Source organism: Psychroflexus gondwanensis ACAM 44, from assembly GCF_000355905.1.
In the GTDB taxonomy this organism is placed as follows: Bacteria; Bacteroidota; Bacteroidia; order Flavobacteriales; family Flavobacteriaceae; genus Psychroflexus; species Psychroflexus gondwanensis.
In genome coordinates, this window is the sequence record NZ_APLF01000003.1 from 61,392 (window position 1) to 76,492 (window position 15,101).

11 protein-coding genes, 1 tRNA gene and 1 pseudogene are annotated in these 15,101 nt (G+C 36.1%); 4 read left to right on the forward strand and 9 right to left on the reverse strand.

Annotated features, from left to right (window positions below; genetic code table 11):
- Positions 1 to 254: 254 nt before the first annotated feature.
- A complete protein-coding gene (locus PGOND44_RS02430) occupies positions 255 to 551 on the forward strand; it encodes a type II toxin-antitoxin system HigB family toxin (protein WP_003436237.1) in 297 nt (98 codons plus the stop codon).
- 10 nt (positions 552 to 561) lie between these two features.
- Positions 562 to 930, forward strand: a complete 369-nt coding sequence (locus PGOND44_RS02435) for a helix-turn-helix domain-containing protein (RefSeq protein WP_003436240.1) — start codon at positions 562 to 564, stop codon at positions 928 to 930.
- Positions 931 to 981: 51 nt separating this feature from the next.
- On the opposite strand, the pseudogene PGOND44_RS15170 reads toward PGOND44_RS02435, so the two are convergent.
- From PGOND44_RS15170 to PGOND44_RS02455, 3 genes and pseudogenes are all read right to left on the reverse strand, one after another.
- Positions 982 to 1,451: pseudogene (locus PGOND44_RS15170) on the reverse strand (transposase); the annotation flags it as partial.
- Between the two features lie 451 nt (positions 1,452 to 1,902).
- Entirely contained in the window at positions 1,903 to 2,025 is a 123-nt protein-coding gene (locus tag PGOND44_RS15175) for a transposase (RefSeq protein WP_081606506.1), read from the reverse strand.
- A gap of 188 nt (positions 2,026 to 2,213) precedes the next feature.
- Positions 2,214 to 2,298: transfer RNA gene (locus PGOND44_RS02455), tRNA-Ser, on the reverse strand.
- 404 nt (positions 2,299 to 2,702) lie between these two features.
- On the opposite strand from PGOND44_RS02455, the gene PGOND44_RS02465 reads away from it, so the two are divergent.
- Positions 2,703 to 3,716, forward strand: a complete 1,014-nt coding sequence (locus PGOND44_RS02465; protein ID WP_040555706.1) for a M28 family metallopeptidase — start codon at positions 2,703 to 2,705, stop codon at positions 3,714 to 3,716.
- Between the two features lie 144 nt (positions 3,717 to 3,860).
- On the opposite strand, the gene PGOND44_RS02470 is transcribed toward PGOND44_RS02465, so the two are convergent.
- The 3 genes from PGOND44_RS02470 to PGOND44_RS02480 are packed head-to-tail and all read right to left on the reverse strand — an operon-like array spanning position 3,861 to position 7,469.
- Entirely contained in the window at positions 3,861 to 4,478 is a 618-nt protein-coding gene (locus PGOND44_RS02470; protein ID WP_003436254.1) for an L-threonylcarbamoyladenylate synthase, read from the reverse strand.
- 39 nt (positions 4,479 to 4,517) lie between these two features.
- Positions 4,518 to 5,150 (reverse strand): potassium channel family protein, encoded by a 633-nt coding sequence (locus PGOND44_RS02475; RefSeq protein WP_003436257.1) that lies wholly within the window; start codon positions 5,148 to 5,150, stop codon positions 4,518 to 4,520.
- Entirely contained in the window at positions 5,151 to 7,469 is a 2,319-nt protein-coding gene (locus PGOND44_RS02480; protein WP_003436259.1) for an ATP-dependent helicase, read from the reverse strand. It abuts the gene before it with no gap.
- A gap of 138 nt (positions 7,470 to 7,607) precedes the next feature.
- Here PGOND44_RS02480 and PGOND44_RS02485 point away from each other — a divergent pair, with 138 nt between their 5' ends.
- On the forward strand, positions 7,608 to 8,132 hold the full coding sequence (locus PGOND44_RS02485) for a DUF7935 family protein (protein ID WP_003436262.1): 525 nt from the start codon (positions 7,608 to 7,610) through the stop codon (positions 8,130 to 8,132).
- On the opposite strand, the gene PGOND44_RS02490 is transcribed toward PGOND44_RS02485, so the two are convergent.
- The 3 genes from PGOND44_RS02490 to PGOND44_RS02500 form a co-directional block, all read right to left on the reverse strand.
- The gene (locus PGOND44_RS02490) at positions 8,129 to 10,207 is read right to left on the reverse strand and encodes a M1 family metallopeptidase (protein WP_003436265.1); all 2,079 of its coding nucleotides are present in this window, start codon (positions 10,205 to 10,207) and stop codon (positions 8,129 to 8,131) included. The genes PGOND44_RS02485 and PGOND44_RS02490 overlap by 4 nt on opposite strands.
- An 81-nt stretch (positions 10,208 to 10,288) precedes the next feature.
- A complete protein-coding gene (locus tag PGOND44_RS02495; protein WP_003436268.1) occupies positions 10,289 to 11,728 on the reverse strand; it encodes a SusD/RagB family nutrient-binding outer membrane lipoprotein in 1,440 nt (479 codons plus the stop codon).
- An 11-nt stretch (positions 11,729 to 11,739) separates the two neighbouring features.
- The gene (locus PGOND44_RS02500; protein WP_003436270.1) at positions 11,740 to 14,964 is read right to left on the reverse strand and encodes a SusC/RagA family TonB-linked outer membrane protein; all 3,225 of its coding nucleotides are present in this window, start codon (positions 14,962 to 14,964) and stop codon (positions 11,740 to 11,742) included.
- Positions 14,965 to 15,101 lie beyond the last annotated feature (137 nt).

The window sequence follows — 15,101 nt, forward strand, 5'->3', positions numbered from 1 at the left end:
GTATATTGCTCATAGCTAATTAGTTAACTAATCGAAGTTAAGGCGTATTTGCAAGTCCGCCAAATTTTTTTAATTTGGCTTATTGAGAAAATAGGTAATAAGAAAATTAAAAAATTCGGCTCGTGTTTAGCCGAAAAGAACGCGTCCTTACTCCACGCCACTTCCGTTAAACAAGACCGTTACCCTTAATAAAAAAAAATATCAGTAGTTCAACATTTGAGAACTAATCGTATATTTGTGCTATAATTGAATTAATGAAACGAATAATTGCAAAAAGTACACTTCGGGAATATTGGGAAATACACGCTGATTCCGAACAGTATTTGAAAACTTGGTATGATACGGCCAAAAGTGCCAAATGGTTTTCACCAAATGATGTAAAACAAACTTACATCAACGCAAGCATTCTAAAAGATAGTCGAGTAGTTTTCAATATTAAAGGAAATTCTTACAGACTGATTGTAAAATTCAATTATGAAAAGCAATGGGCATTTATTCGTTTTATCGGCACACACGCTGAATATGACAAAATAAATGCAGACACGATTTAAAAATAAAATTATGAATGTAAAGCCAATTAAATCTGACAAAGATTACCGAAATGCTCTCGAACGTTTGGAAGTGATTTTCGATGCGCCAATTGAGACAAAGGAAGGCGACGAAGCGGAAATACTTTCATTGGTTATCGAGAATTATGAAAACGAACGTTATCCAATTGAAGCACCTGACCCAATCGAAGCGATAAAAATCCGAATGGAAGAATTGAATATGCGACAAAAAGATTTAGTTGGAATTATCGGCGGGAAAAGTCGAGTATCAGAAGTCTTAAACCGTAAGAAAAGATTGACTGTTGATATGATTAGGGAATTGGAGCGAATCTTACAAATATCTGCTTCTGTGCTTGTGAACAACTATAAACTGGCGAACTGAAAAATAACAAAGGGTAACAAAGTACTGTGGCTAAAAACAAGTAAAAACTTATTAATTTCTCACTAGAGTACTTTTATATTCTTTATCATATATCAACCCTGATTTAGCAATTGCAAAGGCTTGTTTTAAGAGCTTATTGCAGACCGCAATAAGTGCTAATTTCTTACTCCTCCCTTTGGCCACTATTCGCTCGTAAAGATCTCTGCAAGCCTTGTTGTACCTGCCTGCTGGCAGGCAGGTTTACAAGCATTAAACCTGCACATAAATAATAAATTACGCAGTTTTTGATTGCCAATTTTACTTATTCGAGGGCGTCCTTTTACACTACTACCACTTTGCCTAATCACTGGTGTTAGACCAGCATAACGGCATAGTTCTGCTGCACTTGTGAACCGATCAAAACCACCTGTTAGAACTACTAACATAATGGCTGTTTTAGGTCCAATGCCTGGAATAGTTTTTAAACGAGTTAATAGGTCTTGATGTGATTGTTTTACCAAAACTAACAACTTACCTTCTAAGGTTTAAATCATAATCCTCACTAACTTGTTTTGTCTTAATACCAGAATTTAACAGTTCGACGATCATAACTTTAAATTCATTGTCATACTTTTTTACCATAACTCAAATATAAAATTTATAAACTCATAAAAATCGTCACATCAAAGGTAGACACTCCAATAGTGATTTTATCGAATATGGAAGACAATGGAAAGACAGGTGCTTCGGGAGTGGCTGATTTCTTTAAAAAATTGATAGCGGAAAAACAGTCCGAAAAGTAATATGGCATAACAATGGCTATAACAAATAGGCAGAAAGTGCTATATTTAAAGGCTTGGGTATGTTTACGAAGTCCGAAAAACATTTATCTAGACTCACATCAGCATACATCTGTTTGAGCCTATTATTCTCCTCCTCGAGTTCTTTCAGACGCTTCAACTGTTGCTGTTCCATACCTCCGTACTTCTTGCGCTAGTAATAAAACGTACTCTTATCGATACCCAATTCCCTGGATAGATCACCAACGGATCTTACTTGTTCATTTTCCTTGAGAGCCTTGATGATCTGGCTCTCGCTAAACTTGCTGTTTTTCATTGTGACAGTTTGAATTTAAAGTTAGTAAATTCGAATTATGTACTGTCCTAATTATGGGCAAGCCTACAGGTAACTAAACTTTGATATACTATGTGCCTTTTGAAATTATCGAAAAAAGAAAAAACCCTTTAAAGACTGACTTTAAAGGGTTTTGTAATTGATTAAGTTTCGTTTGAAACCTAGTTTAGCGGAGAAAGAGGGATTCGAACCCCCGGAGGTGTGACCCTCAACAGTTTTCAAGACTGCCGCATTCGACCGCTCTGCCATTTCTCCAACTTACTCAGTAGCATTCGACATCCCGATTACTATCGGGGCTGCCATTTCTCCAACTTACTCAGGAGCATTCGACATCCCGATTACTATCGGGGCTGCCATTTCTCCAACTTACTTAGGAACATTTGACATCCCGATTACTATCGGGGCTGCCATTTCTCCAACTTACTCAGGAGCATTCGACATCCCGATTACTATCGGGGTTGCCATTTCTCTAAATACCTTTTCAGGATTTCTTTAGCGATTGCAAATATAGTAAGCTTTTTGATTTATCAAAACTATTCTAACTGGAATTATGATATTTTTTCTCTTCGACATTTCAAAAGTAGAATTCTGTATTTTTTCTGATTTTAAAGTATATCTAAAAGCATTAAACTCCTATTTTAGCGCTAAACAACAAACCCATGAGAAAAATAATATTACCCTTATTCCTAGCGATAAGCTTAGTAGGATGTAAAACACAAATGAAGGATGTGACTAAAGTTGATCCAAATCAATTTTCAAAAACCATCACATCTTCAGAATTGAGCGATTATCTGTATACCTTTAGTTCAGATGATTTTCAAGGAAGGGACACAGGCGAGCCTGGTCAAAAGAAAGCTGCCGAGTATTTAAAGGATTACTATAATAGCTTAAATATCCAAGGAGGCTCTTTTGAGGAAGACGACACTTATTTCCAAACCATTCCTTCAGCCTATTTTAACGACAAGTATAAAGCAAGTGAGAATGTAATTTCTATTATTAAAGGAAGCCAATTTCCAGAAGAATATCTTGTGATCACTTCCCATTACGATCACGTAGGGATGAAAGATGGGGAAATTTATAATGGAGCAGATGACGATGGTTCTGGAACTGTAGCCATCATGGAAATTGCAGAAGCTTTTCAAAAAGCGGTATCCGACGGGTATAGACCTAAGCGTTCAATTGTATTTCTCCATGTGACAGCAGAGGAGAAAGGCCTGTTAGGGTCTAAGTACTATTCTGAAAATCCAATTTATCCTCTAGAAAATACTGTTGCCAACCTTAATATTGATATGATTGGGAGAATTGATGAAGCCCATCAAGACGATCCTAATTATGTTTACCTCATTGGAAGTGATAAATTAAGCACAGATTTACATGAAATTTCTGAAAAGGCTAACTCTACCTACACCAATCTGAATTTAGATTATACCTATAACGATGAGAATGATCCTAACCGTTTCTACTACAGAAGTGACCATTACAACTTTGCAAAATTTGATATCCCGATCATCTTTTATTTTAATGGTGTTCACGAAGACTATCATCAACCAACCGATACTGCAGAAAAAATAGAATACGACCTTTTAGAAAAAAGAGCTAGACTTGTATTTTTTACGGCTTGGGAAATCGCCAATAGAGACGAAAGACCTTTTGTAGATAAACCAACCTTATAATAAAATATCAGCTTAAAAGAAAAGCGGGTCATCTCAAGATGTCCCGCTTTTCTTTTTTAAATCAATTTCACTTTTTTAATGTCGTAAAAGAATCAGACTATATGCTACGTTATAGGTTTAATTTGGTATAAGGGACAAATTTTATTAAATATCTGCCGATCCTTTACCTTGTCTAATGAGCTCCGGTTCAGGTTGTGTTAAATCAATTACTGTAGAGGCGACATTGTCCCCAAAGCCTCCATCGATGACAACGTCGACCAGTTTATCCCATTTTTCTGCAATAAGCTCTGGGTCAGTTGTGTACTCTATGACATCATCTTCATCCCTTATGGAAGTAGAAACAATCGGGTTTCCTAAATGTTGGACCAAAAGTTGGGCAATTTTATTATTTGGAACTCTTATACCAACCGTTTTCTTTTTCTTGAAGACAGAAGGCAATTTATTATTTCCAGGTAGGATAAAAGTGTAGGGGCCTGGTAAGTTCCGTTTTAATATTTTGAAGGTTGTCGAGTCCAATTGTGCAACATATTCAGATAGATTGCTTAAATCTTGGCACACAAATGAAAAGTTTGCTTTTTCGAGTTTAATACCCTTTATCCTAGCTATTTTTTCAAGTGCCTTTGTATTATTGATGTCACAACCAAGCCCGTAGACAGTATCTGTAGGATAGATCACTAAACCACCATTTTTTAAAATCTTAACGATGCGTTTTAATTCTTTTTCTGAAGGATTTTCTTCGTAAATTCTTATGAGTTCTGCCATGATCTTAAAATATTAAATTGGATTAAATTTACAAAAAAATTAATCAAGAGAAGACTTCCTTTTTATGGTATTCACTCTATCCGTTATATAGGATACAATAGCACCGAAGATGGCGATACCATTTAAGATTAAGATGCTTGCCGCTAGTTTTCCAAGACCAGTAACTGGGTAATAGTCGCCGTACCCAACAGTAGTTATGGTAATATAACTCCACCACAGAGCATCTTCAGCAGTTTTAATATTTCCTACGTCTTTCTCTAAGTACAAGACTAGTGTTGAGCTTAAAACAAGAATAACAGTAGAAACAAAAACGATGAAACCGTATAGGCTTGCCTTTTTATGAGTTATTATAAATTGATAAAGGAGGTGAAAGGATTTCATAATCCTGAATATCCTAAAGATCCTTAAGACTCTTATATATCTAAATTCTGAAACAACGGGAATAGAAGATAACAGGTCTAACCATCCGTAGGTGAAGAAATAGCGCCACCTCTTTTTTCGTTTCCTCAATTGATTGAAAAAATCGTATAAAAAAACCATACATAATCCAAAATCATAATAATGGATAAGCCTGTATAATTCTGAGTTTTGATCAAGGAAAAAAGTTAAGCTCAACAATGCTATACTAAATATAGAGAGTAAAGCAATAATAAGGTTGGAGACCGATAGCATTTAAGAGAGTATTTTCAATTTTGCGAATTTCAGAATTAGATTTTTCACACCTCCATTTTCGAATTTAATCGCTGCTTTTTTATCCATACCGACTCCTTCCACATTTAAGACTTCTCCTTTACCAAATCGAGTATGCTCTACCATTTGTCCTGCATCCAACTGTATAGGTTTTGCTTTTTGGGTAGGAGTAGGGTCTCCTTCTGGCTTAATCTTTCTAAGTCGTTTTAGCTGCTGCTCAGTTGGCTTATGACTTGGAGGAGGGGTTCCATTTTCTGGTTTAGTTTGCCTTAACTTGGATTTATCTACTTCGTCAAATATATCTTTATCGATAAGAGGTTTATATCTATAATCGTCTTTTGGAATCATATAGTCCAGATACTTCTCATCGATTTCTTCAATAAACCGACTTGGCTCAGCATCGATCAATTTTCCCCAGCGGTATCTTGAAAGCACGTAAGTGAGGTAAGCTTCTTTTTCTGCCCTGGTTAAGGCTACATAAAACAATCGCCGCTCTTCTTCAAGTTCAGATCTAGTACTCATGCTCATAGCAGAAGGGAATAAATCTTCCTCAAGGCCTACGATGTATACGTAAGGAAACTCAAGTCCTTTGGCCAAGTGAATCGTCATAAGAGCAACGCGATCTTCATCAGCTGTTTCCTTGTCTAATGATGTAGCTAGTGCGATATCTTCCAAAAATTCTGTAAGCGATCCCTTGGCATCGACCAGTTCTTTTTGGCCTTCTACAAAATCGCTAATACCATTAAGTAACTCTTCAATATTCTCTATTCTAGCAATTCCTTCTGGGGTACCGTCTTTTTTAAACTCTTGGAGAAGTCCAGTTTTTTTAGATACAATTTCTGTGATTTGCAATGCATTCAAGGATTCATTCTGAATTTGAAAACTCTTGATCATATTAACAAAGTTGACCAATTTGGTCTGAGTGCCCTTATTTATTTTTAAGTCGAGCTTATTTATATTTTCGATGATTTCAAAAATCGTCCTTTTATAATGATTGGCCGCTAGAGTTAATTTGTCAATCGTGGTTTGTCCTATCCCTCTTGAGGGATAATTAATAACTCTTTTTAGAGATTCTTCATCTTTAGGATTAACAATCAATCTTAAATAAGCTAGAATATCTTTGACCTCTTTTCTTTGATAAAAGGATAGTCCTCCATAAATACGGTATGGAATATCCTTACGTCTCAAGGCATCCTCTATAGATCTACTCTGGGCATTTGTCCGGTACAATACAGCAAACTCTCCGTTTTTAGCACCTTCTTGCATGCGCTTCTCTGTAACAGAGTTGGCCACAAACCGCCCTTCTTCCGCATCATTCACCAGTCGATTTACATGAATTTTAGAGCCTTCAAGGTTTTCCGTCCATACCACTTTGTCGAGTTTGGTTTTGTTTTTTTCAATAATGGAATTGGCAGCATCAACGATATTTTTAGTAGACCTATAATTTTGCTCTAGTCGGTAAGATTTTACATCGCTGTAATCCTTTTGGAAATTCAAAATATTATTGATGTTGGCTCCACGGAAGGCATAGATACTTTGTGCATCGTCTCCAACCACACATATATTTTGAAACCTATCACTTAAAGCTCTTACGATAAGATATTGAGAGTGATTGGTATCTTGATACTCGTCTACTAAGATGTATTTGAATTTTTGTTGGTACTTAGCTAGGACCTCCGGAAAGCGCGTTAGAAGCTCATTGGTTCTTAACAACAAATCATCAAAATCCATAGCGCCAGACTTAAAACAACGATCCACATATTCCTGATAGATTTCTCCTAGTCTAGGTCGCTTTGCCATAGCATCTGCCTCTTGCAACTCAGGGTTTTTTAAATAAGCATTTACCGTGATCAAATTGTTTTTAAAAGAAGAGATTCTGGACAAGACCTGCTTGTATTTATAGATGTCCTTATCAAGATTTTTTTCTTTAATAATAGACCTCATCAATTGTTGGGAATCGTTGGAATCGTATATCGTAAAGTTGGAAGGAAAACCGAGTTTATCCCCTTCAAACCTCAATATTTTCGCAAATACAGAGTGAAAAGTTCCCATCCATAAATTTTTGGCTTCTGGTCCAACAATTTGAGATATTCTATTCTTCATCTCCTTAGCTGCCTTGTTGGTAAAGGTTAAGGCAAGGATATTGAAAGAATCTACACCTTCACTCATCAGATAAGCAATTCTATAGGTCAACACTCTTGTTTTGCCAGAACCTGCCCCCGCGATCACAATCATTGGTCCATCCTTCTGTAAAACAGCTTCGCGTTGAGCTTCATTAAGTTGTTTAATATAATCTTGCAAGATTCTAATTTTAAGTCATATGGTTATTCGTTCAAAATTAATCAATTTACACCCAATCTTTAAGTCTTCCAGTTTTTAATTTACGGTCTAAAAAGGTAAAGTTGATCATAATATCTATATTTGAATCAAAACTAAGCAATGCAGTCAGCTTCAGAACTTTTAGGGTATTTATCTTATTTATTACCATCGATTATAGTAGGGGTCATAGCCTTCTATTTCTTTAAAACCTTTGTAGATCATCAAAAGGAAATGCAATATATGGAGCTTAGAAAAGAGAATAGGAGTGAAGTCTTACCCCTTAGATTACAAGCTTTTGAACGTTTGGTTTTGTTTCTTGAACGCATTTCACCTGGTCAATTGCTTTCTCGGATAAAACCTGTTGGAGAAAACAAATACGATTATGAAAACTTACTTATAGCATCAATAGAGCAAGAGTTTGAGCATAATTTGGTCCAGCAAGTTTATGTAAGTCAAAAATGTTGGGATGCTATTAAGGCTTCCAAGAACTCGACTATTTCTTTAATCCGAAAAACGGCTATGAGTGATAAAATCACCTCCGCACAAAAACTAAGGGAAGTGGTGTTAACAGAGTTATTCGAAAAATCTTCTCCAAGTGATACCGGTATCGCCTTTTTAAAAAATGAAATCAGGCAATTATTTTAATACCTAGTGTTGAAAAAGGTCTTTTCTCGAATACTAAAATCTTGAGCTAATTTTTGTAAGGCTTTAGAATGTTTCTCAGATTTCATCAAGGTGTCCAGAAGTTCTCTGCAAAATTTTTTGAATTGCCACACAGGATGAAAAACGCCTTCCATCAAATCCTTATAATTTTCTTTAGTGAAGGTATCAATTTGGTATAAATAGCCAAAAGCATTCTCCCTCACTTGGTACGGATAGCCTGGTTGGGTATGTTTGCTTAACTCACCATAAACCGAAGGCTTTTTATCTGGCTCATAATCTGGAGTAGCTAAGTTGAGAGTGAGCCAAAGGAGTTTTATATTTTTATTTTGAAAACCAACCGAAGTTTCCGTGGCCTCCAAATAGGTATGCCTATCTTCAGGGAAGGCTCTCCAAAGGTTAAATAGCGCTTTTTCTACAGTGGTATAAGAACGGTCCTTTAATAGGCTTTCATAGTCTGCCTTGAGTTCCGTGGGAATAGAAGTCAAAGAGTTCGCAATGGCCTGCCTAACGTATAGATTATTGGTTTCAAAAGCCTTTTTATAGAGTGGAATCGAGAGGTCAAAGTCACCGCCATTAAGCTGATATACAGCTTCCTGTCCTAAGTAATCATTCACAGGGAAATCAAGAGCGTTACTAATTCTATCTGTTTTAAGACTCAGTCGGGTTTCTCTAAAAGCAGCCAATTTCATGTAGTTTTGAATAAACTCCTGCTTCTTTAAAAACAGTAAGGTTTCTTTAGATTGAAATGCTTTCTGGTTAAGCCATCGCTCTTTAAAATTAGTGAGAGGTTGACCGTAATGAAACTCAACCTCAGTCATAAAATCTTCTGTGGTGACGTTTTTGTATGCATATTTAGTTAAATAACTTTCAATGGCTTTTTGAAACACAGCCTCACCAACAGTATTTTTTAGAATAATAAGCGCCCAAGCTCCTTTTTCGTAGTAAGTTAAAGAGCTTCCTCCAGGGCTTACAAGCACTTGTCCTTGTCCAGAATCACTTTTAGTTTTAAGTTCTTCTGCGGTTTTAAAGAGCTTAAAATAATAATATTCGTCCCCAAATATTTCCTTTTCTACCTCCAAGGCATAATAGGTAGCAAAGCCTTCGTGAAGCCAATGGTGTCGAGATGAAGTCTCGGTCACCGAGTTACCAAACCATTGGTGAGCCAATTCGTGCGCCTGGACGTTTACAAAACTCCTGTCATTTGCTCCAATACTATCCACGACAAATTCTTCAGAAAAGGTATTGAGTGTTGTATTTTCCATACCAGCATACAAAAAATCTCGGACGGGGACTTGTTTAAAGTTTTGCCAAGGATAATTTATATTGATTTTGTTTTCTAGAAGATTAAAGATTTCGACATGGTCTTGATACGTATAACTCATTTTATCCAGGTGTCTGGTTTCAAGATAGACTTGTAGAGGAGTGCCTTTTTTACTTTTTGCAGCCGTTCGCCTGAAGTCTCCCATTACAAAACCTACCAAGTAGCTACTCATCGGTTTTTGCATTTCATAGTACCAAGATTTATGGTTCAATCTGGATCTTGTCTTGTTTAGGTGGCCATTAGCTATCACCTCATAATTCTTAGGAGCCTCGTAAGTAATATTAAAAATTATCTTATCATTCATATCATCAAGGCTTGGTAACCAGTGGGAAGTGTATTTACCCTGTCCTTGGGTCCAGACTTGAGACGGATAGGCTTTCAAAGTTGAGTTGAAACCCACAAAGTAAAGCGCTTGTTTAGGCTCGCACTCATAAGAAAAAGTAGCCGAATAGCTTTTATCTTTTTTAAAATTACTGGTCATCCAAATTTTATCGTCTGTATTAACAATTTTCAGAGTATTAGATTCTGAAGGTGTAATGCGCATATCGACTGCGTCTAGATAGACAGAATCCACATCTCTTAGGGTCCTAAAACTGACTTCTACTTGTCCCTTTATTTCAAAATTGATGGTATCGATAGTTACTGTAGCATTAAGTTCTAAAAAGTCAACCTTTTCAGTTTGTTGCCCGAAGAGGAGAGTAGAGGACAGAAGTAAGAATACTATAATTTTTATCATTTTACAAAGTTAGGGTTTTGCAATAAAAAAAGCTGCTAGATTTCTCTAGCAGCTTTCGTAAATAGTATAATAAATGAATACTTAATTCACATCCCAGAATAATCTAGTTTGTTGAGAGTCACCTCCTATTGCTTGAGAAGCTGCATTATAATTTGCTTCATTCAAGTTTTGTTCATTTATAGGATAATTATATCTTAAGGGTACCGGATTTCCAGTTGACCCTGGAAGGTTGAGAGTTGGCTCATCATATTTTCTCCAAACAGACCATCCTTCTAAAGGATTATCATACATAGCTATCCAGAATTGAGTTCCTATCAAAGCATTAGAATTTGTAGAATTATAAGAAACATCTGGTTGACTCAAATAGTCATCTATTACAACTTGATCATCAATACCAGCGTAATTCATAGATGCTGTTATACCGTTTTCATAATGAGTTGGAGCATCTCCAAATACAGCATAATTAAGATCTGGGGAAGTTGCAGTTGCTAAATGAAATGAAACCTCTGCAAAATCCAACAATATTCCTGGGTGGGTTGGGTCTAGAAAGCTTTCCCCCATATGAGTTGAACTAGAATAAGGATTTTGAGATCCATAGATACCGCCTTCATAAACACCAGCTCCAAGATTTTCATCAAAATAATACATACGTCTTGGATCATCCAAATCGTTCATTATATCAACGATTGTATTGGCTGCGACATAGTCAGAACGACCACTTTGTACTAAGTCTTCCCATAATGGATTAGTATTAGGGGGTGAACTTTGATAGACAATAATAGCATTATCTTGATTTCCAATAAAGACACCATTGCTAGCTGCATCTTCAGCAGCACTTTGAGATAAACTAGAATTACTATCAGAAATTCTCATTGCCAACCTTAACTGTAGTGAGTTATTGAATTTATTCCATTTACTCATGTCTCCTCCATATACGACATCTGCCCCTACGAAGCCTTGCCCTGAGCTTAATAACGTTCTTGCATTTTGAAGTCTTTCTATAAGATTCACATAAATGCTTCCTGCATCGTCATAAGCTGGTAATGTAATAGTTTCAGCTTGTAAAGCTTCAGTATACGGTATATCACCAAAAGTGTCCACTAGAACTTGCCAAGCATAAACTTGGAGCACTTCTATTTGGCCTAAGCGAGCATCTTTTTCTCCTTGAGAAAGATCACTGTTTTCATTGATATAAGCTTTGGCATCATCTAAGTCTAATAATACATCTCTATATATTTCTGACCATTGAGACTGTGGAACGTTACGATTAATCAAATCATAATTTGGCTCATCGACATAAGTTGTAGCCGTAAGGTACTGACTTATAAATCTAAATACATTAATATTTACATTTGGACTAGCCATAAAGTCCCCCAAACTTACCGTAGCAGATGTGAACAAAAATTCTTCTGAAGCCTCCGTTGGGTTTTTAGGGTCTTGATTTAGCCTCTCATATTTATCATCATCTGCACATGAGATGAAGAGACAGGCTGTTATAAAAGTTATTAAATATTTTTTCATTTTATTTTTGTTTAAAAATTAAACTTAAGATTCACGCCATACTGCTGCATAGCTGGGTAAGCTCCAGATTGGTAACCTTGGATGTTTCCTGAGCTTAATCCAGCTTCTGGATCTGAATACGGCAGGTTCTTATTAATTATCCATAAGTTTCTGCCAATAATTGAAAGCGAAGCACCATTAAATGGTAATTTTTCTAAAACTTTATCACCAAAATTATAAGTTAAGTTCAACTCTCTCAATTTAACGTAGGATGCATCATAAACATGTCCTTTATTAGCGTCACGACCATATCCATAAGGATTATTATAGGTGTCGAAAGGAACTCTTGTTTGGTTTTGAGAACCATCAGCATTAACGCCTGGTAAAATTATACCACCACTATCTGCGCCACCTGTTAGAGGGGCTCTCATCTCATTGCCTAAATCATTTATACCTGCTGTTCTATCATAAACACCAGTAGCCATTCCATACCATGTATCGAGAGAGAATATATCTCCACCTTCTTGTATATCGATTAAAAAGCTAAATCTGAAATTCTTGTAAGTAAAAGTGTTAGTAATACCTGCATTCCAGTCCGGCTGTATGTTTCCAATTATATTATTATTTGATGATGTTGTTTCGTAATAACCACTGCTATTAACAGTTCTACTTCCACTATCATCATACACATAATCAGATCCTCTTATAGCACCATATGGTTCACCTGGTGCAGCATTTATAGATATACCTCCTTGAAGGCTTGCTAGCTCAAGGTTGTCTATACCATCTGTTAGACTTATTACTTTATTTCTGTTTCTAGACCAGTTTACACTAACATTCCAACTAAAGGCATCTAGCTCCAAAGGTGTTGCACTAAGTAAAACCTCAATACCTTTGTTTTCAATTTCACCTGCATTAAGTAGTTTTCTTGTATATCCAGTAGCATTAGACACAGGAACCGGTGTAATTTGATCTTCGGTTCTTGTTCTGTAATACGAAAAATCTAAATTTAGCCTATTATCTAGAAAGCTTGCTTCTAGACCAACTTCAAAGGACTTTGAAGTTTCAGACTTCAATTCAAGATTATTCAGTGTACTATTCAAGCTTGCTATACCTTGACCATTAAATGGTGTAGAAATTACATAGGTGTTGAAAACATCATAAGGGTCTGTTGCACTACCTACCTGAGCATAATTTGCTCTGAATTTTGCAAAACTTAACCAGTCTTTCTCTACAATGTTTGAAAGTAGAACACTGGTTGAGATTGAAGGATAAAAATATGTATTATCTGCCTTTGGGAGCGTAGATGAACGATCTCTCCTGATGGTGGCTTCCAAATAGTAAGTGTCTTTGTAACCTAAGCTTCCTCTAGCAAATAAACCATCAACCATCTGGTCCGCTTCGTATTCAAGTGGTGGTTGTAGAGGGTCTTTACTGTTGCTCAAAGCGTAAAAACTGGTGGCATTTAAACCTCCGTTGGTAGATGCTCTAATAAAAGTTTGTTCGTTTCTTCTAAGGTTGAAACCAATATTACCGTCAAGATTTAAATCTTCACTTAAATCTTTATTGAAATTCAATATTAAATCGTAATTATATTCAGCAACTCTGTTGTCAAATCTTGAGTATCTAGATACACCAACTGACCCAACATTCTTACGCTCTTCTTGTAATTCGCTATAAGTATCGAAGGTAAAACGGCCTAATACACTAAATACATCATTGATTTCATAATTTAAATTGATGTTACCAAAATAACGATTACGAGTATCGGTCTGAAAATTTTCGTATCTTGTAAAGTATGGGTTATCAGTATATATAGGTGTTAAGTTATCAGGTCCATTAGGATTCCAGGTTATATTTCTTCCTGTTTCAAAATAGGCATCACGTTGCTTATAAAGGTCAACATTAGCTTGATTCCATTGTCTAAAGGATTGCATGATATTCAAATCATCATAACCTGTTCCATATCTACCTTTACCATCAGTCTTAATGAAATTAACATTAGAAGCTACCTTTAGCTTGTCTGATAAAACATGAGACCCAGAAAATTTAATATTGTTTCTCTTAATACTACTATTTGGAAGGCTACCTTCTTGATCTAGGTTAGTAAAACCGACTCTGTAAGTACTTTTGTCAGTCCCACCATCTAAGGCCACAGAATTAATCATAGTGTAACCTGTTTCCCATATGTCATTTGGAGTCTTTTCTGCAGCTACCCATGGGGAAGCTTGCTGGTAAGTATCCAATCCTGGATATATTGAATTCCATTGGTAGATCATTCGATCTGGGTCGAATGCTGCACCAAAAGAGGCGTCTTCTGTGAATGGAGTTGTTTCATCTAAAACACCATCACCGTTGATATCACTCAAATTGAAATAGCCATCTTCAGATTGATAAAATGGACCATAACCTGCACCATATTTTTGTTGATATTTCGGTAATGTACTTTCGTCAGCATTTGAAAACATAACAGAAGATCTGATACTTACTCCAAGACCTTTATTTCTTGATCCCTTTTTGGTTTCAATAATTATAACACCATTTGCAGCACGTTCTCCATATAGAGCTGATGCAGCTGCACCACGTAAAACATTAATCGACTTGATGTCATCAGGATTGATATCTGCTGCTGCATTACCATAATCATAACCTCCTTGCCCTGATCTCTGTCCAGCAGTGTTTGAATTTTGATTTATAACAGGTGTTCCATCAACAATAAATAAAGCTTGGTTGCTACCCGTTAAAGAGGCATTTCCTCTTATGACAACATTTGTTGAACCACCCATTGTTCCAGATGATTTTACTTGAAGTCCAGCGACTTTTCCGGATAGAGCATTTGTGAAATTTTGTGTCGCTACATCAGATACTTCATCTCCATCGAGTTCTTGAGTCGCATATCCCAAAGATTTTTTCTCTCTTTTGATGCCTAAAGCAGTTATAACCACCTCATCGAGTTGACCGGTATCATCCTTTAATGTTACTTTAATAGAAGATTGACTACCTACAGTCACCTTCTGTTCTTTCAATCCTAAATAAGAAAACACCAAAACGGCACCTTGTCCTACTTCGATAGAGAAATTTCCATCAAAATCGGTTTGAGTACCATTACTAGTTCCATCTTCGATTACGTTTACTCCTGGTAAGGGTAAACCACTGTTGTCTACAACAGTTCCTGTTACTTCTTGACTTTGCGCAAAACCTACATGAGAGATTAAAGCGAAAAGGAATAAGAAGATCCAATTTACATTTTGTTTCATTTGTTAATAATTTTTGTTTGTTAGAATTAGCCGAGGCGAAACTAGGATTCTCAAAAAGTCTTAACAATGAGATAACGTTAAATTTACAAACTTTAACAAAAATAGGCTTAATTTAATTTTTATTGCGCTGGAAACGA